Below are 24,059 nucleotides of genomic sequence, written 5' to 3' on the forward strand. Positions count from 1 at the left end.
TCATAAAAATGTCGTCTTAGCTTGATAACTTATTAAAAAAACAAGTTGAGACGACCTTGAACGCCAATCAATATCGCTGGTTTGAATTTACCCTCATTTTTGTATTGCTGCCCTTGTTGGGTTTTGGATTACGCGAGTATTTAGCTAACTGGCTTATTCCTGCGCTTATTATTTTAATGAGCGTGTGTTGTATGTTGCTACTGGGCGATCCGCATTTTAAACGTTTTAGGCTTACAAGCCTTGGGCAATTTTCTGCTGTTAAAAAACGTGTGTTTAGCTTCTTTTTTTTAGGTGCACTGTTCTCAGGTATGTTTTACGGGATTATTCATCAGGGCAACTGGTTTACCCTTCCCCGTAACTCGTTTAATGATTGGCTTTTACTGTTGCTACTCTACCCAATACTGTCGGTTATTCCTCAAGAATTAATATTCAGAACGTATTTTTTTCATCGTTATAAACGCATCATGCCCAAAAAAGCAGTGCGTATTGTAGTTAGTGCGAGTGTATTTGCGTTGGCGCATATTGTGTATGCAAATTGGATTGCAGTAGGTTTAGCATTTTTAGGTGGCTTACTGTTTTCCTATACCTACGCACAAAGCCGCTCAACCGTCGTGTGTGTTATTGAGCATAGTTTATGGGGGATATGGATGTTTACACTCGGGATCGGCAGCTACCTTGATTCAGGCGCATTTAACTAATATAACAAGCATTAAAAATCCGATACTAGAAAACTAATATCGGATTTTGAATATTTCTAAAACCACTTAACTAATGGTTAAAATAACGATTCAAACTCACCATTTGGAAATAAAACACCAGGAATACCACGTACTGCAGTAACATCAGCTAGTTTAGTATCACCAAAATATAAACCGCCACTGTAATTACGGCCCTTTTGCTTTACATCTAACCAACGTCCATTTTCGCCTTTCGCTATTAGATTAATGTTGCCACTAACATCACGAATACGTAAATCTAACGCACGGTTTTTTATGCTAACAAATATATCTGTAGAGGTAAGTTCTGATAAGTTTTCAACATCGCCCACGTAAGCAAACTTAAAATCGCTTGCACCACTCAACGGAAAATCTAATTCAAAAGTAAATGCTAAATCGTCATTATCTTCACCAATAAAAGGCGAAGCCTCTACTGCAGTGATATGAAATGCAGTGTTTTGAATGTCACTTACGTAATCACCATTAAAATCAAAAGTAGATAACGTCGTAGACTCTTCACCTAATGAATTAACAAAGCGATTTAAGTTTAGTGATAAGTCACCTTCAAGTTTACCAGCGGCTTTATTGATAATTACATTGGTAGTTACCTGTGTAATACCTGTGTCGGCTTCTGGATTTAATTCACTTTGAGCATCTATACCATCAAACTGAATTAGCAACTCACTTACATCTACACTTAATACCGTAGCACCATTTGTGACTGTTGCGCTCATTACACCTTCAATTTTATTACCTAATACACCACTTACTCTAAATGTTGGAATTGATAAATCAATTGTTATAGGTAAATCATCATATGTGCCAGTTATAGCCCAAGTATAAGGTGATTGGCTGTAATCAATATCTAAGTCACGAAGTTTATATTGTCCTGATGGTGTAGAGCCATCAGCTAGTGGTGAATAATTTGTAATAACTTCGTTTAAAGCATTAGTAAGTGCATCAAATGTTCTTTGTGTGTCTTCATCAAACGCACTTTCAAGCTCAGCAAATTTTACGTCTAATTCATCTGAATAGCTTTTTTCTTGAAGTCTTGCTGCACCTATAATATTTCGTGTATCAACAAGTAACTCTCTTGAATCTAAGCTTTGAACTTCTGTTGAGCGAGCCTGCCAATTTGTAAATGTAGTTACACTTGCAATCGTTTGCTTAACTTGACCAGCTACATTTTGCAGCAAAGCATTACCTTGGTCGCTAAATAAGTTATCTGTAACATACTGCGCTGCTAAATCGCTATAATCTTGCCATGCTTGTTGGTCAGTCTCTAAGTTAGTAAATGCATTAAAAGCACTTTCAACACTAAACGAACTATCAGCAACACCAGCTAAAATTGCCGCGTAAGTAAATGCATTAGTAACCATTTCTGCTTCAACACTTGCATTTAAATTGCTGTGCGTTAAATGATAAAAAGGCGTGGCTGATAAACTAGCTTGCGTAGCACTAAAGCCTTCATCTGTAATTGCTTTACTCAATGGCGATAAATAAACCGTATTTACACCCGGTGCACTAAATGCATCTGCTTTGTAATTAAGAGTAACGGCTGTCAATTCTTGGTAATCTATTAAACGGTTTGCGTTTAAGTCATTTACATCACCACGAACTGTTCTGCCACAACCTGTAAAGCGAGGACAAGGTAGAGCAGTATCACTCGGTATAAACTCAAAACTATTAAAAGTAAGTGGAGTTACACTTACACTCGCAGTATTGATGTTTTCAACTTCAATTGATTCTTGCACCACCCCGTCGCTATCTAAAACATTAAGCGTGCCCTGTGGTGATTGCCAATTAGATACATAAAAACTCACAGAAGAAGATGTAGCAATCTCACTCACTGCAACAGACTCTGAACTGTCACTGTCTGATGAAGAGCCACAACCTACCAATGCAATAGCTACCCCTAAGGGTATAATTTGTTTTAACATCTTCATTCCTTAAAACTTAATGTTCACGTACCAATTCACATTAGCATAATAGGCTTTATCTAAATCTAGGCTATCAGTTTGTAAATTAAGACCAAAATACTCGTTTTCTATACCAACTAAAAATGCTTCACTTTTTGTTTCGTAGCCCGCCTGTACTTTCCAATGATCCCAAAAGTGTATACGGCCTTTTAATTGGCTGAACGTGTCTTTGTCGTAACGTTTTAAAGTTAACTGAGTCGAAAATCGGTCGTTTATTCTGTAATCGGCAAATGCTTGTAGTCGCATTTCCATTTCTAAATCATGAGATACCGTATTTCCAAATGCAGATGTTTTTAATGAAACTGTTGGCTGAGTAATAATATCGCCGTTGTCATCTTCGCTAAATGGAATTTCAGTAGTTTGACCCTTTACAGAGCCGCTGTCTTCGTACTCTGTTTTATAGAGTAAATCTTTTACGCTAAAACCAACTTGAAGCTCATCATTTACTTGCCAATCAGCAAAAATATCTAGGCTATAGCCAAGCCCTTCAGGTTTTTGTGAAGGTGAAAACTTTTTAAATAATATGTCTTTTGAAAAGTTGTAATCAACAGTTACAGCGCCTTCAACTTCATCACTATAAATTTCACCATTTACAGTGGCATCTTGATAGTGCGAGCTGGCAAAAGCAGAAAGTTTAGGTGTTATTGTTAATGCATTTTTATCTAAAAATTTAAAATCATAAGATACAAATACACCATTAGACGTTGCTTGTTTAGCATCAAGGTAATATGTATAAAATCTATCTTCAAACTCTAGATCATTTTTTTCGGTATGAGTATATTTGGCTGTATCAGGATCAAAGTTAAGAACATAGTCGTAACGACTTTGTAAACCTACCTTAAAATTACCGTAGCCAACACCTACTTCAAATATATTATAGGTGAATGCACTGTCACCCGATTTTAATGGAGCATCAAAATCATCTACAAAGGCTTGTACTGGTTGTGCTTCTGTATAAATTTCTGCGTCAAAGTGGGTAAAAATTTGAAATTGGTTATCTGCGGAAGCAAGAGGAGAAATAAAAGCTGTTGAAAATCCTAACAAGAGAATTTTTTTTTTCATAATTTAATCGCTTTCTATAAAAAAAGGGAAAAGCGCTGCTTTCCCCTTTTATAGTTTAAATATTACTTAGATGAATCAATTAAATCAACATCAGTGTAATCAACTACGTCACCATCAATGTAAGTAATTGAAAGACCGTTTGTTGTTTTAGCTGCAGTACCAAAAGACATCATCATCTCATTGTACATAGCCATAACGTCACCAGTGTAACCTGCACTTTCATTACCAGTAATAGACAACGTGTAACCCATTGCATTATTTACTGTAATATCTAAAGCACTTGCTTCTTCCATGTCGCTGTCAAGGTATGTAGTCATTACTTTAAAGTCTACATCACCAGAAACACCCTCTAATGTAATAGAGCCTGAATCTGTTGCATCATCAGCTGTAATACTTAACATACCAGTGAAGCCAGAATCACCATCCATGATTTCAACATGGTTAGCCGTTTCAGTCATTATGATTTCTGCATCATCTACATTGTCAGCAGTTACTGCGCCATCAAAAGTAAATACTAAACATGAATCGATTTGAGTAGCATCAATTGTACCGGCTGCAAAATCAACACAATCTGTAAGTGCTTGTGTTTGTGTAGCAGCAGTAACAAGCTCAACAGATACGTCATTCTCACCTTTTAATGTAGCGCCCCAAGCAACAACAAGCTTGTCGCCTTCATAAGAAGCCGCTGCATTAATCATCTCACCTGTAGTCGCATTGCTAAGCATTAGCGTAAGATCATCTAAGCTGTAAGCATAGTCCCAATCAGCATTGCGAGTTGATGTGCCTGTACCTGAGTTATTACCCATTTCAGCTAATTCATCAATTACGTCTGCAAGAATATCTGCTGCATCAGCAACTGCATCAGCACCAGTGCCTGTAAGCACAGTCATAGTCGATAATGACTCTGATGTAGCTTTAACAAAAGTTAGTACTTCAAGTTTTGCAACTGCAGTTTCAGCAGCAAGCTGTAGATTATAAGCTGTTACAAATTGCTCGCTAGCTAGTTCACCTTGAGCTACAGCAGCTGTTTGCATAGCTGTAAGCGCATCAATCATTGCTTGTGCGCCTTCGCCTTCAAGTTCTAGGTAGGCATTAGCAGCAACAAGTGCTTGCTCAATAGCAATTTTAAGTGCATCAACAGCAGCAGCAAAATCAGACGCAGCAGTAACGGCAGTCATTGCAAGCTCTTTTGCTTCAGCAGCGTTTGCAGCAGTATCTACCATTGCATTTTCTGCGTTAGCAAGTGCGCTAGTAGAAGCCGCTTCAGCTGTGTCTGCTACTGATTTTTTCTCATCAGCAACGTCTGCAGTGTCTTCAGCAACTAGTTTTGCAGCAGCAAGAGCCACATCAAACTCTGTAATCGCTGCTTCAGCTTCAGCTACTAGTGCAGCTAGTGCCGCGTCGTATGCAGCGGTGTCAGTTACAGCAACAGATGCATCTGTTTGCAACGACGTTGCAGAATCAAGAACTTGTTGGTAATCAGAGCTTTGAGTAACTAACGCTTTTGCAGCAGTTACATAGCCTTGTGATTTAACAAAAATAGAGTCTGCTTTAGCTGTTAAATCAGCCGTAGTAGCTTCATTTTTCAGTAATGTAACAGCGCTTACAAATGCAGCTGCGTTATCAGCTGTAAGAGCATCGCCACCCATTGCTTGAACATCTGCAAGTGAGCTTTGAGCTGTTTCAATGCTCATTTCTAATGCAGTAAGTGCAGTTTGAGAAGCTGTAACTTCTACTGTTAAAGCAGCTGCTAGAGCTGTATAAAAATCATCTCCAACTGTACATTCTGCACCAGTACAACCAATTACTTCTAGTGCTTTTTTAACTTTTACTGCAGCGGCTGCAAGGCTCGCATCAGTTGCAGCACCATTTTTAACAGCTTTATCTTTAGCAGCTTTTGCTTTTTTAGCAACATCAGCTGAGTTAGCAGCAAATGCAACTATCTCACCAGCAGTAGGAGCTGGAATTTTTGCTGCGAAAGCGGCTTCTAATGCAGTTTTAATGTCATCTTCAGTACCAGTAGCAATGGCAACAAAAACATTTGCAGTATTTGTAATAGCTGTTTGTAACATTGTCGCTATTGCTGCAATGCTAGCATCAGCATTACCTTTAAACTGGCCTGATTTAATACCAGCTTTAATGCTGCTCATTACATCACCAATTGAAGGTAAACCTTGAATTGAAGATGAAAGCTGTGCAATTGCTAAAATACCGTCAGTAAGTTCTTCTTCGCCATCAACATCACTTAAATCTACAGCGCCGCCGTTAGATAAATCACCAATAATAGCTGAAAGTAAAAGTGCAGCGTCTTGACCCATTACTTGTACAACAGTATCTAAGCTTGCTTTAGCAATTGCGTCTTCATCTACACTTGAACCTGAGTCAAGAAGAAGAGCCGCCACTAACGATGTTAAGAAAGTAACATTAGCTTTATAAGAAGCTTCTACATTAGCATCGCCTGCAGAACCACTTACTCCAGATGTATCTGCTTCAACAGCTGGAACAAATTTAACAACTGAAAGCTCTAGGTCAGTTTTGTACCATTCGCCAAACTCAATCGCAGTATCGCCATCATTTACGTCATCTTCTTCTGGCGCTACATCGTAATCGCCACAACCTACGTAAGCATCACAACGTAAAAAGCTATCATCGCCTTCTGCAGACGTTTTAACAGTAATGTAAACTGGTCCAGTAAAGTCATCATCTAAGTAGATGCTGTAACGGCCGCTTTCATCAGTTAATACTTCAGGGTTAGCAGCAATTTTACTTGCTTCTACTGCAGCATCAGCAGCACTTTGTGATAGTGCTTCTTCAGAAAAAGACTCTGCTTCTGCTGAAGCAGCTGAGCGAAACGCAACAGGAACGCTTTGACCAGATGCATCTAAAGTCATTACAGTTACTACTGCACTTTTCATTGAACCTTTAACTGCTTTACCAGTTACTTCAATGTTGAACTGTGCATCACCTGTTGCAGTAAAAGATTCTACAGGTGTAACAGGAATGTTTCTGTCATTGTCCGAACCACATGCTGTTAAGCCTAATGTAAGTGCAACTGAAGCTGCAATAGGTGTAAATTTGATCGTACGCTTTACCATTTATTTCTCCTTGATAGCCTGGAATGAGTATCAGAAATTAGTTTAGTTGATAGTGGCTTGTGTAAGCTTTTATGTTTAAAAAGCATTAAAAAAGTACACAATCATAACCTTTGTTACCAGAACATTAAAAATACCATTAAGCTATATAGTTATGCTACATATTTATACGTTTTATAGAAGTATTTATCTTTATTCTATGAGCTACTTCTTTATCAGCATCTCTATTATTCAATAACCTATAGACACTCATAAAGAACCAGCACATATTGATACAATATATTCACTTTATTAAATGAATATTACATACAATCTAGTTTGTTAATTATATTCTTCAAGTAAATGCGATGGATGAGAGCTAAAAAAGAGGATAATTCGAAAAATTAATGAAAAAGGATTGTTTATAATGAATGTTAGTAGGTTTTACTTTAGCTAAGCAAACGTTTATAAAACTTGTTTACTTACCTAAAGTAAATGTTTAGTAATTACTGAGGGACTCTTACAACCCCTTCCATTAATACCCGTGCACTTCGGCTCATACTTGCTTTGGTAACTAGCCAGTTGCCTGCATTATTTTTAGCTTCAGCACCTACTTTTAGCGTACCTGACGGGTGACCAAAGTTAACTTCACTCAATACACCGCCACCTGCGGCTATATTAACGAGTGTGCCTTCAATCGCGGCAGCAGTGCCAATAGCAACCGCAGCTGTGCCCATCATGGCATGATGCAGCTTACCCATCGACATAGCGCGCACGAGTAAGTTAATATTTGCAGCCTCAATAAGCTTACCGCTAGACGCTGTATAATCTAAAGGCGCTGCAACAAACGCAACTTTAGGCGTATGTTGGCGAGCTTGCGCTTCACTAATGTTAGTGATTAAACCCATTTTAACAGCGCCATAAGCACGAATGGTTTCAAGCTTTTCAAGCGCTGCAACATCGTTATTTATATCGTCTTGCAGCTCTGTGCCGGTATAACCAATATCAGTGGCGTTAATAAATATGGTAGGAATACCTGCATTTATCATTGTTGCTTTTAAAGTACCAACACCCGGTACTTCTAAATCATCAACTACATTACCAGTTGGAAATAACGCGCCATCGCCATCAGCGGGGTCAATAAATTCAAGTTTTACTTCAGCTGCTGCAAATGTAACGCCATCGAGCTCAAAGTCGCCGGTTTCTTGTACTTCGCCATTTGTCATGGGGACATGCACTAATATGCTTTTTTTAATATTAGCCTGCCACACACGCACGATAGCAACACCGTTATCGGGTACTCTGCTTTTATCGACCAAACCATTACTAATGGCAAAAGCACCCACTGCTGAGGTTAAGTTGCCGCAGTTACCGCTCCAATCTACAAAAGGTTTATCTATCGCCACTTGACCAAATAAATAATCTACATCGTGGTCAGTTTGCTCACTTTTACTTAAAATTACAGTTTTACTGGTACTTGATGTAGCACCACCCATGCCATCCGTTTGCTTAGCATACGGATCGGGGCTGCCAATAACACGCAGTAATAAATTATCCCGCGCCTCGCCTGCTACTTGAGCAGGCTTTGGCAAATCAGTTAAATTAAAAAACACACCTTTACTGGTGCCGCCACGCATATAGGTTGCAGGCACTTTAATTTGCGGTTTAAACATAATGCTTGCCCTTATGCAGATTGTGCTGCTTCTAAAAAGTCTTGTGCAAAGCGTTGTAACACACCACCAGCCGCGTAAATAGAAAGCTCTTCTTGGGTATCGATACGGCACTTCATAGGCACAGTGAGTACTTCACCGTCTTTACGAGTAATACTTAAATTAACGGTGGCACCTGGTTTTAAATCGCCTGCTACATCGTACGTTTCGCTGCCATCCAGCTGTAGAGTTTTACGCGTTGTGCCTGCTTTAAACTCAAGCGGTAAAACACCCATACCAATTAGGTTAGTGCGGTGAATACGCTCAAAGCCCTCAGCTGCTATTACTTCAACGCCTGCAAGTCTTACGCCTTTTGCAGCCCAATCGCGCGACGAACCTTGGCCGTAATCGGCACCGGCTACAATAATAAGCGGTTGTTTACGCTCCATGTAGGCTTCGATTGCTTCCCACATACGGGTATTAGTGCCTTGTGGTTCTAAGCGTGCGTAAGAACCTTGTTTAACGTTGCCGTTTTCATCCAGTACCATTTCATTAAGTAGTTTTGGATTGGCAAAGGTTGCGCGCTGCGCTGTTAAATGATCGCCCCGGTGCGTTGCGTACGAGTTGTAGTCTTCCTCTGGGACGTTCATTTTGGTCAGGTATTCGCCAGCAGCGCTGCTTGCCATAATTGCGTTTGATGGCGATAAATGATCCGTTGTAATGTTATCGCCAAGTACAGCAAGCGCACGCATACCGGTCATTGTGCGCTCACCCGCAAGTGCACCTTCCCAATAAGGAGGGCGACGAATGTACGTACTTTCTGGGCGCCAGTAGTAAAGTGGGTCGTTATCTTCACCGTAATCTACGGTTAAATTAAACATTGGCTCGTACACTTTTCTAAATTGCTCTGGCTTAACGCTTTGCTTAATTACTGCATCAATCTCTTCGTCAGACGGCCATAAATCTTTAAGCGTAATATCGTTGCCTTCTTGATCTTGCCCTAGTATCCCTTTTTCAATATCAAAGCGAATAGTACCTGCAATGGCGTACGCAACAACTAAAGGAGGTGACGCTAAAAATGCTTGCTTAGCATAAGGGTGAATTCGTCCATCAAAGTTACGATTGCCCGAAAGCACCGCTGTAGTGTATAAATCGCGATCGATTACTTCTTTTTGAATAACAGGGTCAAGCGCCCCGCTCATACCATTACAGGTAGTACACGCAAAACCAACAATGCCAAAGCCAAGTTGCTCAAGCTCTGTTAGTAGGTTTGCATCTTCAAGGTATGATTGCACTGCTTTTGAGCCTGGTGCTAATGAGGTTTTAACCCAAGGTTTGCGCATTAAACCCTTAGCATTTGCGTTACGGGCAAGGAGTGCAGCGGCAATTACATTGCGTGGATTACTAGTATTAGTACAGCTAGTAATCGCGGCAATAATACATGCGCCGTCTGGCATTAAGCCTTCTTCATTTTCAACAACACCCGAAATACCTTCTTTAGCTAAATCGCTTGTCGATACGCGGCGGTGTGGATTAGATGGACCCGCAATATTGCGCCCCACGCTTGATAAATCAAACTTAAGCACACGCTCATATTTTGCGGTTTTTAAGCTATCGCTCCAAAGGCCTGCTGTTTTTGCGTAGTTTTCTACAAGGGCAATTTGTTCTTCTTCACGGCCTGTTAAACGCAAGTAATCTATTGTTTTATCATCGATATAAAACATGGCTGCAGTTGCGCCAAATTCAGGCGTCATGTTCGAAATGGTTGCTCTGTCGCCAAGAGTAAGTGCGTCGGCACCTTCACCGTAAAACTCTAAATAAGTAGAAACAACACGTTGCTCACGTAAAAATTCAGTAATAGCCAACACAATATCGGTTGCGGTAATACCGGGTTGGCGCTTACCTGTTAGCTCAACACCGACAATATCAGGTAGGCGAATATAAGAAGCACGACCAAGCATCACGCTTTCAGCTTCAAGCCCACCTACGCCCACAGCAATAACGCCCAGCGCATCAACATGTGGCGTGTGGCTGTCGGTACCTACTAGTGTATCTGGGAATGCAATGCCATCTCGGTTTTGAATAACCGGCGACATTTTTTCAAGGTTAATTTGATGCATAATGCCGTTACCCGGTGGAATAACGTCAATATTTTTAAAGGCAGTTTTTGTCCAGTTGATAAAGTGAAAACGGTCATCATTGCGTCTGTCTTCAATGGCGCGGTTTTTTTTAAATGCGTCAGGATCAAAACCGGCATGCTCTACCGCTAACGAATGATCCACTATTAACTGCGTGGGTACCACAGGATTCACTTTTGCCGGATCGCCGCCTTTGGCTGCAATTGCATCACGCAAACCTGCTAAATCAACAAGCGCTGTTTGCCCTAAAATATCGTGACATACTACCCGCGCCGGATACCACGGAAAATCTAAATCTTGCTTGCGCTCAATTAGCTGATTAAGTGCATCGGTTAACATGGCAGGGTCGCATCGGCGTACTAGGTTTTCGGCAAATACACGCGATGTATAAGGTAGTGTGGCGTATGCACCTGGCTTAATTGCATCTACGGCTTCTTGCGTATCGTAGTAGTCTACATTTGAGCCCGGTAAAAGTTTACGGTATTGGGTATTATTAATTATGGTCATGGTAAGGGTTCGCTAATTTGGTGACGGTGTTTGCTCACAGCTAGCGTGTTTAATAAAAAGTTTGAGAAAAACTGCTCGCTAGTGGCTATGTGCAATAAAAAAGTGAGCACATGCGTGCTCACCCATTTTTAACGTGACTCTATTGGTGTGTAACTGCGTGCGTCAGGCCCTGTGTAATCGGCACTTGGGCGAATAATACGGTTGTTAGCGCGTTGCTCTTTTACATGCGCAGTCCAACCAGTAACGCGGCTCATTACAAATATTGGCGTAAATAATTTAGTCGGAATATCCATAAAGTGATAAGCAGATGCATGGAAAAAATCGGCGTTACAAAACAGTTTTTTCTCGCGCCACATAATCTCCTCACAACGAACAGACACAGGGTAAAGCACGGTATCGCCCACCTCTGCCGCTAGTTTTTCAGACCATTTTTTAATAATTACATTGCGAGGATCAGACTCGCGATAAATCGCGTGACCAAAGCCCATAATTTTGTCTTTACGCTCAAGCATGCCCATTACTTCTTGCTCAGCATGTTCAGCACTTGTAAAACCTTGAATCATATCCATAGCTGCTTCGTTAGCACCACCATGTAATGGACCACGCAGCGTGCCAATCGCACCTGTTACGCAAGAGTGAATATCAGATAAAGTTGAAGCACATACACGGCCTGTAAAGGTAGAGGCATTAAACTCGTGCTCTGCGTATAAAATTAGCGATACATTCATCACTTGTGCAAATAACTCGCTAGGTGCTTTATCGTGTAATAGCGTTAAAAAGTGTGCACCTACAGAGTCGTCATCTGTTTGTGTTTCAATGCTTACGCCATCGTGTGTAAAGCGGTACCAGTAGCAAATAATACTTGGGAACACAGCTACCATACGGTCGATTGCATCATTGGCTTGGCTAAAATCAAGCTCTGTTTCAAGGTTACCCAACATTGAGCAGCCTGTGCGCATTACATCCATTGGATGCGCGTCTTTAGGAATATTTTCGAGCACGGTTTTAAGCGCATCGGGTAAGCCGCGTAAGCTTTTTAACTTTGCTTTATACTCAGCCAATTCGCTAGTGGTTGGTAACTCACCACGAGAAAGCAAAAATGAGACTTCTTCAAACTGCGCTTTTTCGGCCAGTTCGCTAATATCGTAACCACAATACGTTAAACCAGAACCACTTTGCCCTACAGTACACAATGCTGTTTGACCAGCCACTTGTCCGCGTAAACCCGCGCCGCCTAATGCTTTATCTACCATGATCTTCTCCTATCTTAAATTTGTGTGTGATTTTATTATTTGTCAGATTTTGATGAAAAAAGGGTGTCGAGTGTGTTCTCGTACGTGTGGTAATCTAAAAAGTCGTAAAGCTCAGAACGCGTTTGCATATTTTCGATTTGGCTTTGTTGTGAGCCTTCATTTAAAATTGCTGAATACACGTTTAATGCTGCTTTGTTCATGGCTCTAAATGCACTTAGTGGGTAAAGCACCATTTCAACGCCTACATCGCTTAACTGCTCTTTTGTGTAAATAGGTGTTTGGCCAAACTCAGTAATGTTTGCCAAAATTGGAACGTTAATCGCTTTTGCAAATGCTTGGTAATCAGCAAGGTCGTGTACGGCTTCTGCAAAAATAGCGTCAGCACCGGCTTCAACACAGGCAGCTGCACGGTCTATCGCGGCGTTTAAACCTTCTTTTTGAAATGCATCGGTACGCGCCATAATATAAAAATCGCTATCGGTTTTTGCATCAACCGCCGCTTTAATGCGGTCAACCATTTCACCTTGGCTTACAATTTCTTTATTAGGGCGATGACCACAGCGCTTTTGCGCTACTTGGTCTTCTATATGAAAACCCGCCGCACCGGCTTTAGTCATTTCTTTTACTGTGCGTGCAATGTTAAACGCCCCACCCCAACCGGTATCGGCATCAACAAGTAGTGGTAAATCGCTAGCACCTGTAATACGGCGAATATCTTCAAGCACGTTATCAAGGCTCGTCATACCCAAATCAGGCATACCAAACGAGGCGTTTGCAACACCGGCACCTGAGAGGTAAATAGCTTGGTGACCCATTTTTTCAGCCATCATCGCTGTGTAGGCGTTAATAGTACCTACTACTTGTAACGGGCGGTTATTGGCAATAGCGTGTTTAAATTTTAATCCTGCTGACATTACTTTCTCCTCACTTTGAACGGTTGCTACGTGGAGTAACTTATAGTTTTAATCTGTAATTATGACTGTTTAACTGCTCTTGCTAGCTTTTAACAGCTTATGCTTTCTGCTTAGCTAATAAATCAAATTTGGTTTGAATATTTGCTTGCGATGCGCTGATGTGGCGCTTCATAAGCATTTCGGCCAGTTCGCCGTCGTGGTTTTCAATGGCGTTAATAATAGCTAAATGCTCATCAAACGCTTTTGATACACGCGGCCCCACCATGCCCATTTGTACACGGTACATGCGTATTAATTGATAGAGATCATTACACAGTAAATGAATTAAATGCGCGTTTTTACTGCCTTGAATAATACGGTAATGAAAATCTAAATCGCCGGCTTCTTGATAATAAGATTCGCCTTCTTTAACACGTTGTGTTTGTAGGTGCTGATTAAGTAATTGCTTTAAGCCTTTTACTTCTTCGGGTTCCATATTGTCGGCAGCAAGCCTGCATGCTAAACCTTCAAGCGAGCTGCGAACTTGATAAACTTCAATCAAACGCTCAGCGGTAAGGGCAACTACGCGACAACCTACGTTAGCTTTACGCTCAACAAGGTAGCAACTTTCTAAGCGATTTAACGCCTCTCTAAGCGTTGCACGGCTTACACCATAACGTTTAGCAAGCTCAGGCTCTGATATTTTACTGCCTTGAACTATACTGCCTTCAACAATCTCACGGCGCATATCTACAAATACTTGATCTGATGCGGTAGTTATAGGCGCTTCGTTTAAAAATGTGTGTGTCATAAGTTATTTTTTAGATTGTCGACAATTCATGTGGTCACTATGGGCTTATTAAAAAAATATGTCAACCCTTAAACCTATCAAAACGACTAAAAAACACACTCATTGTCGACACTATTAACCTAACGTCACATAGAAATGGTTTTATAATGGATTAAAACACTGAAGTGTCGACAGCGTAATAAATCAGATGTAACGCTTTTTAACGCTGAAAACACCTCGCATAAATGCTATTATCGCGCTTTATTTTTATAGTATGAGCTAACGCGTGAACGCCAACACTTTTATTCCTGAGCACTTTATTGATGACGTAAAAACCTATTTACCAGCGCATCTAAACTTAGATGACTTTTTAAATGCGTGTCGCAGACCACTCAGAAAATCTATCCGCGTTAATACTTTAAAAATTAGCATTGAAGAATTTGTAAAACGTGCCACTGAAAAAAATTGGCTGCTAACCCCAATCCCATGGTGCAGTGAAGGCTTTTGGTTAGAGCGCCCAAACGATGAAGAGCAAAACCTAGCCCTTGGTAATACCGACTTACATCTAAGCGGGGCTATGTACGTGCAAGAAGCAAGTTCAATGCTGCCCCCTATCGCATTAAAGCAAAGTATTAAACTCGCAGACTCTCAAAATAACACCGTGCTTGATATGGCATCAGCACCGGGTTCTAAAACATCACAACTTGCAGCACTTATGGATAACCAAGGCGTGCTTGTTGCAAATGAGCTATCGTCATCTCGTTTAAAGGTACTCAGCGCAACACTCAAACGTATGGGAGTAGGTAACTGTGCGCTCTCGCATTTTGATGGCGTTATATTTGGCAACTACATGTTTGAATGCTTTGATAGCATATTGCTAGACGCGCCATGCTCTGGCGAAGGCACAGTACGTAAAGACGCCGACGCACTTAAAAATTGGTCAATAGAATCAAACATTCAAATAGCCCAAGTACAAAAAGACTTAATTAAGAGCGCTTTTTATGCATTAAAGCCAGGTGGCACATTAGTGTATTCAACCTGCACACTTACCCCGCTCGAAAACCAACAAGTGTGTGATTATTTACTGAGTGAGTTTGGTGACTATATTGCGCCTGAGTCACTCAGTGATTTATTTGAAGGTGCAAGCAAAGCCACCACAAGTGAAGGCTATTTACATGTATGGCCGCAAACATTCGATAGCGAAGGCTTTTTTATCGCTAAATTTAAAAAACACGCGAGTTGCGATAACCCAAATCAAACTGTTAAAAAAGGTGCATTCCCGTTTAACGAGTTTGATAAAAAACAAAGCGTCGCGTTCATGCAATCACTTAAAAAACACTTTGGGATAACCACCTTGCCAGGCAATTTAATGCAACGCGACAAAGAGCTGTGGTTATTTCCACAAGGGTTTGAAGCTGTGCAAAATAAAATTAAGTACGCACGTTTAGGTATTCAAATTGGCATCATCCATAAAAACGGCGTAAGGCTAACCCACGAGTTTGCTACTGTGTTTGGCAACGAGTGCAAAACGAATATTTACGCGTTAAATAACGAGCAAGCAAATGATTATTTTCAAGGTAAAGATATACGCTTAGCTGAGGCAACTCAAACAATAGGTGAAGTAGTATTAACGCTGTGTGGTTGCCCTATTGGGCTGGGGAAATGGCAAAAAAATAAGATTAAAAATTCACTACCACGCGATCTAGTACAAAACACACAGTTAATAAGCTGGAGTTAAACTAAAGTACAAATTACACATAATTAATCTAATCCTTTGTTATCAAATGTAACCAGGTGGCAAAATTAGTTATGCTTTATTGAGTACCTTTACTATAGTTTTAAGTACTTTCTTCTTCTCCCTAACGAACCAGAAAGTTTTTAGTTAACGCTAGGCTCAATTTAGAGTCACTTTATAGCCCAGAGGTTTTTATAAGCCTTTGGGCGTTTTTATTTGCAGTTTCTTCTATAGACAGTACTATTTCTTACTTTTTCAAACGCCTTACCAAGAGTGCTCATCTACAATTGACTTGTAGATGAGCAACTTACTGTTCTTCTAAATCAAACTCAGTTAAATGCCCTTCACCATGTATGAGTTGATAGCGGGCTAAATTTCCTTGCTCTAGTGTTATTAAACTAATAGCTGAGTCGCTTACTAAGTATTTTTGCCCTTCACCTTTAGTTTGGTGTTTATCTACTTCCATATGCCAGCGTTTAGTAATAACAATTGTGCGCCTTGGTTATTATTACCGCGCTGAGTGTTTTGCCAGTGACTTGCGGACACTAAGCTGTCTTTTGCTGGATGATGTGCATTACGGCACGAGCCATGCAAAATATCACTGAGTTTATTGGGGATTACAAATGCAGGCGTTGTTTGATTGCTATAGCACCAAGGGGATAAATCCATTGCTGTATCGTCAATTACAAGCTTATAGCTTAATAAGCTATCGACAGGGAGTTTGTTGTCTATTAGCTTTATAATGACGAAATGCAGGTATAAATGTTCGCCTAAAGAAACAGTGTGTTGATCGCTATAACATTCATGATTTATAAGTGTAATTTGGCAATTTGCAGGCTTGGAGGTAGCAAACTGAATGCAGACTCCAGTTTGATCTGCACGGCGCACCATTGGCCCCATTAGTAAAATAGGAAGGTTTGCCGTGTGAGTAATCATGTATTTAGCCTTTAGCTGCTAATTTAAATAAAGAATAAAAGTTCTCGGTAGTCGCTTTAGCAAGTTCATTAAAGCTAATGCCTTTAAGTTCGCTAATGTAATAAGCAACATCTTCTACGTATGCCGGCTGATTAGTTTGCCCACGGTACGGTACCGGCGCTAAATAAGGCGAGTCGGTTTCTATTAGTAATCTATCTAGCGGTATTTGCTTTACTACTTCTTTTAGTTCAATAGCATTTTTAAAGGTAACAATGCCCGAAATAGAAATATAAAAGCCCATGTCTATGGCTTTTTTAGCCATACCCCAATCTTCGGTAAAGCAATGTAATACACCACCGCAGTTCTCGGCTTTGTGCTCACGCATTAAATTAATGGTGTCGGCGCGGGCATCACGAGTATGAATAATTAACGGTTTTTGTAATTCGTTAGCCACTTCAATATGCCCAACAAAGCTGGCTTGCTGCACTGCGTGAGTATCTTTTGAATAGTAGTAATCAAGACCCGTTTCACCAATAGCGACGACTTTTTCGTGTGAGGCTAAGTCGATTAGTTGCTGTTTATTAAGGGCGTCTTTTTGATCAAGTGGATGTACACCGCATGAGGCTGATACATCGTCGTAATGCTTAATTTTATCAAGCATGCTTGGAAACTGATCAAGCGTTACGCTTACACATAAAAAGTGCTCTATTTGCTTTGCACGCGCTTTATCAAGAACTTGGTCAAGGTTTAAGTCTAGTTTATCAAAATCAAGACGATCTAAATGGCAATGAGAATCTACAATCACTATAAGGCCTGTATTATGTTCAGGGTTTAAATTTGTTCGTTTAATTTATTATGTTAATAATTAAAAGAACCCAATATAGGGCGGCGTTAATCTCAATGAAAAACCGACCCTATAACTACATGGTATATGTTTGATCGCCTGAGTTTAACATAGTCCCAAGTAGCTTTTCGATTTTAGCGTTTAGGTTTGTTTTATCGTCTAAAAAGCTAATACCAATACCTGGAGGGTTAGAGCTTTGTGCCCCTTGTGGCGTGATCCACGACACTTTACCTGTTACTACATCATCTTCTAAGGCATCGGGCAAGGTAACTCTAAGCGCTAATGAATGCCCTGCTTCGTAACGCATATTAGTACGTACAAATAAGCCACCTTTTTTTAAGTAAGGCATATAACAACGGTATAACTCGTCTAAATCGTCTATGTCTACTAGTAGTTCTTGCATGATTAATCCTTTTAAGAATTTCGCAATGTGTATGCTAATCGTGATACAGCAAGCGGTAAATTAAGGCCAAGTACTTGTGTGTTATTTTGTAAAAACTCGCCTAATGCATTTTGCGCACTTTGATAAGCGTCAAAACTCATGCCTTGCAGTAATTGCTGCTTTAATTGCACGCTTAAAAATAAAGTAAATATGCGAACAAGTTCAGGCTGTTTATTTATTATATCGACTAACGCTTTGAAATTATGGCTTTGTTTAAACTCAGTTGCAAACTTATAAAGTGTATCAATATTTTTTAGCTGGTCTTGCTGTTGCCAATGCTTTACTTGCAGCGGTTGGTTATAAAAAAGTGCTAGCCAACTATAGTTAGGTATATCTAATGTTTCTAGCCATTGCTGAGCAAGTGCTGTATTTGTTATTTTTACGTCACTTTTAGCGCATCGACTTAAAATAGTTGCAGGGAGCTGTGCTGGTTGACTTGTAGTTAGTATTAAAAAGCGGCTATTAGTTGGCTCTTCAAGTGTTTTTAATAATGCGTTAGCTGCTGCTGTGGTCATTTTTTCGCAATTTTCGATTATCGCGACTTTATTACCATTTTGCGCTGCTGAGTGATTCATAAAATCACTAATGCCGCGTATATCATCTACGCCTATGCTTTGCCCATCAACTTGCGTTAAACGCTTGTCGGGATGAGTACCCGCAAGAGTAAGTAAACAGCTTTTACAATGCCCGCAAGGTTTTAGCATACTGTTTTGCGCAGCTACCTGCTTAGCTATATTTTGGCATAACAAAGCATTACCAAGCTCATCACTTAACTCAAATTTACCTACGCCAACAGGCCCACAAAATAATTGCGCATGATGAAAACGCTCTGCGCGATAACTTTGCGCTAAACGTGCTTGAGTATCATGTAGCCACGGCAATGGCATATTATTTTAGGCCTTCAAAAAATGAATGCAGTACATTGGTTATATCGCGATGTACTTTATCAATACTTTGGTTTGCATCAACCGTTTTAATTGTATTGTCGTCATTAGCAAGTTCAACATAACGCATACGTGTACGCTGAAAAAACTCAATAGCTTCTTGTTCAATACGGTCAAGCTCACCACGCCCTTTTGCACGTTCAAGGCCTATCACTGGATCAATATCAAGGTAAATAGTTAAATCAGGCTTTAAGCCCTTTAATACCATTGACGAAAGTGAAGCTAATGTATTTGAGCTAATACCACGCCCACCACCTTGATACGCCTGAGACGATAAATCATGACGATCGGCAAGTACCCATTGGCCTTTATCAAGCGCTGGGGTAATAACATTGTGCATTAGCTGCGAGCGAGCTGCGTACATAATAAGCAACTCGGTTTCAAAGGCAATTTCTTCTTCATGCTCTGCTTTTACAAGCGTACGAAGCGATTCAGCAAGCGGTGTGCCGCCAGGTTCGCGGACGTTAATGAAGTCTATTTTTTGTTTGTTTAAAAAGTCTTGGCATAACGAAATAGCGGTTGATTTACCCGCGCCTTCTAGCCCTTCTATTACTATAAATTTTGATTTCATAAAAATTAATTCTTTTTATTTAATATATACGTTTTAACTGCCGCGTTATGCTGCTTTAACGTGGTTGAAAACTGGTGACTACCATCGCCTTTTGATACAAAGTAAACGTATTCACTTTGTGGCGGATTAACTGCAGCTAAAATAGCGGCTTTTGATGGCATTGCAATCGGTGTTGGTGGTAAACCATTAATACGATACGTATTGTAAGGCGTATAATCGCGTAAATCTTTGCGTTTAATATCGCCATCAAAATCAGCGCCTAATCCGTATATTACGGTTGGATCGGTCTGTAGGCGCATATTGGTGTTTAATCGATTAACAAACGCTGATGCAATTAACGGACGCTCGCTGGCAAGGCCTGTTTCTTTTTCAATAATTGAAGCCATTATAAGTGCTTCGTATGCTGTTTTGTAGGGCAGATTAACAGCGCGCTGCTGCCAAGCGTCATCTAACGTTTGCTGCATTTTTTGCGCTGCACGTTTTAAAACACTGCTTGCAGTATCGTTATTATGATAATGGTAAGTGTCGGGGAATAACCAACCTTCTAAGTGCGTATTATTACCCAGTATTTGTGTACTTAGTTCGTCAGTTTTTAAATCGTTTTGTAAATTATCAGCTTTTTTAATAGCACTTAGTACTTCACGTAAGTTTTGCCCTTCAATTATGGTAAAACTAAAACTAATTTGCTGGCCTTGGTTAATTTTTTTTACGTTATTAATAACGCTATCGGCTGTTAGCTCGTAAAGTCCCGCTTTTAAGTCGGTGAGTGTGGGATCTAATTTGGCAATTACTTGATAACGCCAGCAGCCTTCCACCCAGTTATTAGCTTGCCACTGCTGACATAACTTATTAAAGCCAGTGCCATGCTTAACTTCAAATTGTGTGTTTTGCGCTACTTTTAGCGGGCTATTTATTGTTGCTTGTAATTGCTGGTAACCAATAGCAGTGGTTATAACAGCTAAAAAAAGTACCGATAAAATAACTTTTAACACTCAGCCTCCTTGGCTAATAATTTAGTTAGTAATGCGTGGCTGTCGTCTGTATTAAATACCTGTTGCTCAATACGTTTAACAGGTACTGCTCCCATTAAGCTATTACACACAAATACGGCGTCTGCTTGGGTTAAATCTTCTACTTTCACGCGTTTAAATTCAACAGGCAATTTATCACATAACGATTGTAGATAAACGCCCTTTATTCCGCACTCATCAAGCAATGGCGTAAACACACACTTATTTTTAATCGCAAAAATATTAGCTGCTGAAGCTTCAATTACATTGTTATTGTAATCGAGCACTAACACATCGTCACAGTTTTGCGTTTGCATCGCTTTTTTAATTAGCACTTGTTCAAGTCGATTTAATGTTTTAAGGCCCGCTAAATAAGGCTGTGCCGCTAATTTAATCGGGCTTATTTCGAGATTTACACCCTTTTTAACAAGCGCTTCGTAATTACTAGGGTAGTCCAACACGCTCAATAAAATAGTGACATTACACTCACTTGGCAGCCCATAACCACGTCCGCCTTCGCCTCGCGTTACAAGTATTTTAAGCACGTTTAGTGGTGCAGCGTTTATATGCAAAGCAATTTGATTTTCAAGGCTATTAAAGTCTAACTCAGGAAAACCCAAACGCTGTGCGCATTCAATCAAACGCGCTTTATGATGAGCCCAATACTGTACTTGCCTATCAACAACCTTAGCGGTTGTAAAAAAGCCATCACCGTAATTTAAGCCCCTGTCACGCGTGCTTAAAGTGCTGTTTTGATCTACTGCTATTATTGTTTGCATTTTGTTTGGCATATAAAAAAAGCCCAGTTAAACAACTGAGCTCTTATAATTTGATTCGTTGTTAAAAAAGATTATACCTTTTTAAATAGCAACGAGCCATTAGTACCACCAAAACCGAACGAGTTACACAGTGCAAAGTCTAACTTTGCATCACGTGCAGTGTGAGCAATATAATCTAAGTCACACCCTTCGTCTGGGTTATCAAGGTTGATAGTTGGCGACACTTTTTGATCTGTCAGTGATAAAATCGAAATAATCGATTCAACTGAACCTGCAGCACCTAACAAGTGACCCATCATCGATTTAGACGAGCCTACCATTACATCTTTAGCTGCATTACCAAAAATAGACTTAACAGCGGCAGTTTCTGCTTTATCGCCTGCATTTGTAGATGTACCGTGTGCGTTAATGTAACCAATTTGCTCAGCGTTTACTTGCGCATCGTTTAGTGCGTTTTGCATTGCAAGTGCAGCACCCGCACCATCTTCTGGTGGTGATGTCATGTGATACGCGTCGCCGCTCATACCAAAGCCTACTAGCTCAGCATAAATTTTAGCGCCACGCGCTTTAGCATGTTCGTACTCTTCAACTACAACAACACCCGCACCATCAGAAAGCACAAAGCCATCGCGGTCTTTATCCCAAGGGCGAGAAGCCGCTTGTGGATCGTCGTTACGTGTTGAAAGTGCACGCGCAGCATTAAAGCCACCCATACCAATTGGGGTACACGCTTTTTCTGCACCGCCAGCAACCATTGCATCTGCATCACCGTAGGCAATCATGCGCGCAGCATGGCCAATATTATGCAAACCAGTAGTACAGGCAGTTACAATTGAAATATTTGGACCACGAAGTCCATGCATCATTGATAAATGACCTGAGATCATATTAATAATGGTAGACGGCACATAAAATGGCGATAACTTGCGCGGACCACTATTTAATAGCTTAATGTGGTTTTCTTCAATTAACGTAAGCCCACCAATACCTGAACCTACAGCTACACCAATGCGTGCTGCGTTTTGCTCAGTGATTTCAAGGCCTGAATCTTTAAAGGCTTGAACACCCGCTGCAATGCCGTACTGAATAAACAAGTCCATTTTTTTAGTATCTTTCGCTGACATGTATGCAGTTGCATCAAAATCATTTATTAAACCAGCGAATTTAGTACCAAATTTTGATGTATCAAAGTGCGTTATTGTTTGAATGCCACTTTTACCATCTAATAAGCCTTGCCAGGTTGATTGAACATCATTACCTAGCGGCGTCAACATTCCTAAGCCAGTTACGACGACTCGACGTTTAGCCACGGTTTGCCTCCAATAAGGGATATTTTACAAGGGGATGATCATACCCAAGCTACCTCAAAGTGCTAGTCCCAAAATAGATTAAAAACGCATAACACAATCAAAATTAATTTTTAGCTAAAATTGAGCATAGAGATTTAAGTTTTGAATCACGAACTTTGAGGTGGTTTGGATATAAAAAATTAAAGGCAGCGGATGCTGCCTTTAACGTGCGATTAATTACTCAGCGTGTGCTGTAACGTAATCGATAGCAGTTTGTACTGTAGTGATCTTCTCAGCTTCTTCATCTGGGATCTCAGTATCAAACTCTTCTTCAAGAGCCATTACTAGTTCAACAGTATCAAGAGAATCTGCACCTAGGTCATCTACGAAAGAAGATTCATTTTTAACTTCTTCTTCTTTAACACCTAGTTGTTCAATGATAATTTTCTTTACGCGTTCTTGGATATCGCTCATTCTTCTTTCCTTTATTAAAAACGCCAATGCGTTATTTTCAGATTGCGGCGTAGTTTACGCCGCATAATTCTCTGATTCAATGATTTGACCATAAATAATTGTCTGGTCAAACCTCTGAGTGTGTGTTTTGTCTTTTATCGCTTATTTTCGCAGCGATTTCAAGTATGTTTAAAGCAAGTTCACAAATAATTCAATGTTTTTGAGGTAACTTACTTAACTTTATCAAGTAGCAATCTAGGTACAATGGCGATTAAACCATGTACATCGCGCCATTTACATGCAAAGTTTCGCCTGATACATACGCAGCCGCGTCAGATGCTAAATAACATACTGCAGCAGCAATTTCGTCTGGTTGGCCTAAACGCCCTGCTGGAACATTTGCAAGTGTTGCTGCTTTTTGCTCATCAGTTAAATTATCAGTCATGTCTGTTTGAATAAAACCAGGTGCGATTACGTTAACTGTAATACCGCGTGATGCAACTTCGCGCGCAAGTGACTTAGAAAAACCAATTACACCCGCTTTAGCCGCTGCATAATTAGCTTGACCTGCATTACCCATAGTACCCACTACTGAGCCAATGTTAATAATACGGCCTTTCTTTTTCTTCATCATTGGACGAAGTACCGCTTTAGATAAACGGAAAACTGAGCTTAAATTAGTGTCAATAATATCGTCCCACTCAGTTTCTTTCATACGCATTAATAAGTTATCGCGTGTAATACCTGCGTTATTTACAAGTACGTCAATATCGCCTAAATCAGCTTTTATTGCAGCAAGTGTTGCTTCAATAGATGCAGGATCGGTTACGTTTAATGCATAACCTTTACCATTGTCACCTAAGTATTCACTGATTTTAGCAGCGCCTGACTCACTTGTCGCAGTACCTGCAACTTTTGCACCTTGTGCAACTAATGTTGTTGCAATTGCTTTACCAATACCACGGCTGGCGCCAGTAATTAGGACAATTTTGCCCTCTAATGAAAATAAATTAGACATT

At 40.3% G+C, this 24,059-nt stretch carries 20 protein-coding genes and 1 pseudogene; 2 read left to right on the plus strand and 19 right to left on the minus strand.

Annotated features, from left to right (window positions below; all coding sequences use genetic code 11):
• The first annotated feature begins 56 nt into the window (after nucleotides 1-56).
• On the plus strand, nucleotides 57-698 hold the full coding sequence (locus AAEY68_RS03665) for a CPBP family intramembrane glutamic endopeptidase (RefSeq protein WP_350585484.1): 642 nt from the start codon (nucleotides 57-59) through the stop codon (nucleotides 696-698).
• A 77-nt stretch (nucleotides 699-775) separates the two neighbouring features.
• Here AAEY68_RS03665 and AAEY68_RS03670 read toward each other — a convergent pair whose 3' ends face one another.
• The 8 genes from AAEY68_RS03670 to AAEY68_RS03705 all read right to left on the minus strand — a co-directional run bounded on the left by AAEY68_RS03670 (nucleotide 776) and on the right by AAEY68_RS03705 (nucleotide 14,079).
• Nucleotides 776-2,656, minus strand: a complete 1,881-nt coding sequence (locus AAEY68_RS03670) for a hypothetical protein (protein ID WP_350585485.1) — start codon at nucleotides 2,654-2,656, stop codon at nucleotides 776-778.
• A 9-nt stretch (nucleotides 2,657-2,665) separates the two neighbouring features.
• On the minus strand, nucleotides 2,666-3,757 hold the full coding sequence (locus tag AAEY68_RS03675; RefSeq protein WP_350585486.1) for a hypothetical protein: 1,092 nt from the start codon (nucleotides 3,755-3,757) through the stop codon (nucleotides 2,666-2,668).
• 62 nt (nucleotides 3,758-3,819) lie between these two features.
• The gene (locus tag AAEY68_RS03680) at nucleotides 3,820-6,852 is read right to left on the minus strand and encodes a hypothetical protein (protein ID WP_350585487.1); all 3,033 of its coding nucleotides are present in this window, start codon (nucleotides 6,850-6,852) and stop codon (nucleotides 3,820-3,822) included.
• Between the two features lie 482 nt (nucleotides 6,853-7,334).
• Nucleotides 7,335-8,501 carry a 2-methylaconitate cis-trans isomerase PrpF gene (gene prpF, locus AAEY68_RS03685; RefSeq protein ID WP_121954221.1) on the minus strand — a complete coding sequence of 389 codons (1,167 nt, stop codon included), beginning with the start codon at nucleotides 8,499-8,501 and terminating at the stop codon, nucleotides 7,335-7,337.
• 11 nt (nucleotides 8,502-8,512) lie between these two features.
• Complete coding sequence (gene acnD, locus AAEY68_RS03690) at nucleotides 8,513-11,122, minus strand: Fe/S-dependent 2-methylisocitrate dehydratase AcnD (protein ID WP_350585489.1); 2,610 nt, start codon at nucleotides 11,120-11,122, stop codon at nucleotides 8,513-8,515.
• A 128-nt stretch (nucleotides 11,123-11,250) separates the two neighbouring features.
• Nucleotides 11,251-12,375: a bifunctional 2-methylcitrate synthase/citrate synthase gene (gene prpC / locus AAEY68_RS03695; RefSeq protein ID WP_350585490.1), complete on the minus strand. Its 1,125-nt coding sequence runs from the start codon at nucleotides 12,373-12,375 to the stop codon at nucleotides 11,251-11,253.
• A gap of 35 nt (nucleotides 12,376-12,410) precedes the next feature.
• A complete protein-coding gene (gene prpB, locus AAEY68_RS03700) occupies nucleotides 12,411-13,289 on the minus strand; it encodes a methylisocitrate lyase (RefSeq protein WP_002962361.1) in 879 nt (292 codons plus the stop codon).
• Nucleotides 13,290-13,386: 97 nt separating this feature from the next.
• The gene (locus AAEY68_RS03705; protein WP_350585492.1) at nucleotides 13,387-14,079 is read right to left on the minus strand and encodes a GntR family transcriptional regulator; all 693 of its coding nucleotides are present in this window, start codon (nucleotides 14,077-14,079) and stop codon (nucleotides 13,387-13,389) included.
• Nucleotides 14,080-14,344: 265 nt separating this feature from the next.
• On the opposite strand from AAEY68_RS03705, the gene rsmF reads away from it, so the two are divergent.
• The gene (gene rsmF / locus AAEY68_RS03710) at nucleotides 14,345-15,796 is read left to right on the plus strand and encodes a 16S rRNA (cytosine(1407)-C(5))-methyltransferase RsmF (RefSeq protein ID WP_350585493.1); all 1,452 of its coding nucleotides are present in this window, start codon (nucleotides 14,345-14,347) and stop codon (nucleotides 15,794-15,796) included.
• Nucleotides 15,797-16,100: 304 nt separating this feature from the next.
• Here rsmF and AAEY68_RS03715 read toward each other — a convergent pair whose 3' ends face one another.
• From AAEY68_RS03715 to fabG, 11 genes and pseudogenes are all read right to left on the minus strand, one after another.
• On the minus strand, nucleotides 16,101-16,259 hold the full coding sequence (locus AAEY68_RS03715; RefSeq protein WP_350585494.1) for a hypothetical protein: 159 nt from the start codon (nucleotides 16,257-16,259) through the stop codon (nucleotides 16,101-16,103).
• An 8-nt stretch (nucleotides 16,260-16,267) separates the two neighbouring features.
• A pseudogene (locus AAEY68_RS03720) lies at nucleotides 16,268-16,729 on the minus strand (metallophosphatase); the annotation flags it as partial.
• Nucleotides 16,730-16,733: 4 nt separating this feature from the next.
• Entirely contained in the window at nucleotides 16,734-17,513 is a 780-nt protein-coding gene (locus AAEY68_RS03725) for a TatD family hydrolase (protein WP_350585495.1), read from the minus strand.
• A 115-nt stretch (nucleotides 17,514-17,628) separates the two neighbouring features.
• Complete coding sequence (locus tag AAEY68_RS03730) at nucleotides 17,629-17,955, minus strand: PilZ domain-containing protein (protein ID WP_002962367.1); 327 nt, start codon at nucleotides 17,953-17,955, stop codon at nucleotides 17,629-17,631.
• An 11-nt stretch (nucleotides 17,956-17,966) separates the two neighbouring features.
• Complete coding sequence (locus AAEY68_RS03735; RefSeq protein WP_024590369.1) at nucleotides 17,967-18,881, minus strand: DNA polymerase III subunit; 915 nt, start codon at nucleotides 18,879-18,881, stop codon at nucleotides 17,967-17,969.
• Between the two features lies 1 nt (nucleotide 18,882).
• Nucleotides 18,883-19,509 carry a dTMP kinase gene (gene tmk, locus AAEY68_RS03740; RefSeq protein ID WP_007585737.1) on the minus strand — a complete coding sequence of 209 codons (627 nt, stop codon included), beginning with the start codon at nucleotides 19,507-19,509 and terminating at the stop codon, nucleotides 18,883-18,885.
• Nucleotides 19,510-19,514: 5 nt separating this feature from the next.
• Nucleotides 19,515-20,501, minus strand: a complete 987-nt coding sequence (mltG, locus tag AAEY68_RS03745; protein WP_350585497.1) for an endolytic transglycosylase MltG — start codon at nucleotides 20,499-20,501, stop codon at nucleotides 19,515-19,517.
• The gene (pabC, locus tag AAEY68_RS03750) at nucleotides 20,495-21,310 is read right to left on the minus strand and encodes an aminodeoxychorismate lyase (protein WP_350585498.1); all 816 of its coding nucleotides are present in this window, start codon (nucleotides 21,308-21,310) and stop codon (nucleotides 20,495-20,497) included. The genes mltG and pabC overlap by 7 nt, the downstream gene beginning before the upstream one ends.
• A gap of 59 nt (nucleotides 21,311-21,369) precedes the next feature.
• Nucleotides 21,370-22,608 (minus strand): beta-ketoacyl-ACP synthase II, encoded by a 1,239-nt coding sequence (gene fabF, locus AAEY68_RS03755; RefSeq protein WP_007585731.1) that lies wholly within the window; start codon nucleotides 22,606-22,608, stop codon nucleotides 21,370-21,372.
• Between the two features lie 216 nt (nucleotides 22,609-22,824).
• Nucleotides 22,825-23,061: an acyl carrier protein gene (gene acpP / locus AAEY68_RS03760; protein WP_002962377.1), complete on the minus strand. Its 237-nt coding sequence runs from the start codon at nucleotides 23,059-23,061 to the stop codon at nucleotides 22,825-22,827.
• Between the two features lie 250 nt (nucleotides 23,062-23,311).
• Nucleotides 23,312-24,058: a 3-oxoacyl-ACP reductase FabG gene (fabG, locus tag AAEY68_RS03765; protein WP_007585730.1), complete on the minus strand. Its 747-nt coding sequence runs from the start codon at nucleotides 24,056-24,058 to the stop codon at nucleotides 23,312-23,314.
• Nucleotide 24,059 lies beyond the last annotated feature (1 nt).

The sequence above is a fragment of the Pseudoalteromonas sp. RB2-MNA-CIBAN-0110 genome, assembly GCF_040309305.1.
Classification (GTDB): Bacteria; Pseudomonadota; Gammaproteobacteria; order Enterobacterales; family Alteromonadaceae; genus Pseudoalteromonas; species Pseudoalteromonas arctica.

Bases quoted from the DNA above. Each gene is read 5' to 3' on its own strand.
- acpP (WP_002962377.1), bottom strand. From the start codon at position 23,061: ATGAGCGATATCCAAGAACGCGTAAAGAAAATTATCATTGAACAACTA.
- prpF (WP_121954221.1), bottom strand. From the start codon at position 8,501: ATGTTTAAACCGCAAATTAAAGTGCCTGCAACCTATATGCGTGGCGGC.
- AAEY68_RS03735 (WP_024590369.1), bottom strand. From the start codon at position 18,881: ATGCCATTGCCGTGGCTACATGATACTCAAGCACGTTTAGCGCAAAGT.
- fabG (WP_007585730.1), bottom strand. From the start codon at position 24,058: ATGTCTAATTTATTTTCATTAGAGGGCAAAATTGTCCTAATTACTGGC.
- acnD (WP_350585489.1), bottom strand. From the start codon at position 11,122: ATGACCATAATTAATAATACCCAATACCGTAAACTTTTACCGGGCTCA.
- AAEY68_RS03705 (WP_350585492.1), bottom strand. From the start codon at position 14,079: ATGACACACACATTTTTAAACGAAGCGCCTATAACTACCGCATCAGAT.
- prpC (WP_350585490.1), bottom strand. From the start codon at position 12,375: ATGGTAGATAAAGCATTAGGCGGCGCGGGTTTACGCGGACAAGTGGCT.
- AAEY68_RS03730 (WP_002962367.1), bottom strand. From the start codon at position 17,955: ATGCAAGAACTACTAGTAGACATAGACGATTTAGACGAGTTATACCGT.
- tmk (WP_007585737.1), bottom strand. From the start codon at position 19,509: ATGAAATCAAAATTTATAGTAATAGAAGGGCTAGAAGGCGCGGGTAAA.
- AAEY68_RS03715 (WP_350585494.1), bottom strand. From the start codon at position 16,259: ATGGAAGTAGATAAACACCAAACTAAAGGTGAAGGGCAAAAATACTTA.
- AAEY68_RS03675 (WP_350585486.1), bottom strand. From the start codon at position 3,757: ATGAAAAAAAAAATTCTCTTGTTAGGATTTTCAACAGCTTTTATTTCT.
- prpB (WP_002962361.1), bottom strand. From the start codon at position 13,289: ATGTCAGCAGGATTAAAATTTAAACACGCTATTGCCAATAACCGCCCG.
- AAEY68_RS03680 (WP_350585487.1), bottom strand. From the start codon at position 6,852: ATGGTAAAGCGTACGATCAAATTTACACCTATTGCAGCTTCAGTTGCA.
- AAEY68_RS03670 (WP_350585485.1), bottom strand. From the start codon at position 2,656: ATGTTAAAACAAATTATACCCTTAGGGGTAGCTATTGCATTGGTAGGT.
- pabC (WP_350585498.1), bottom strand. From the start codon at position 21,310: ATGCCAAACAAAATGCAAACAATAATAGCAGTAGATCAAAACAGCACT.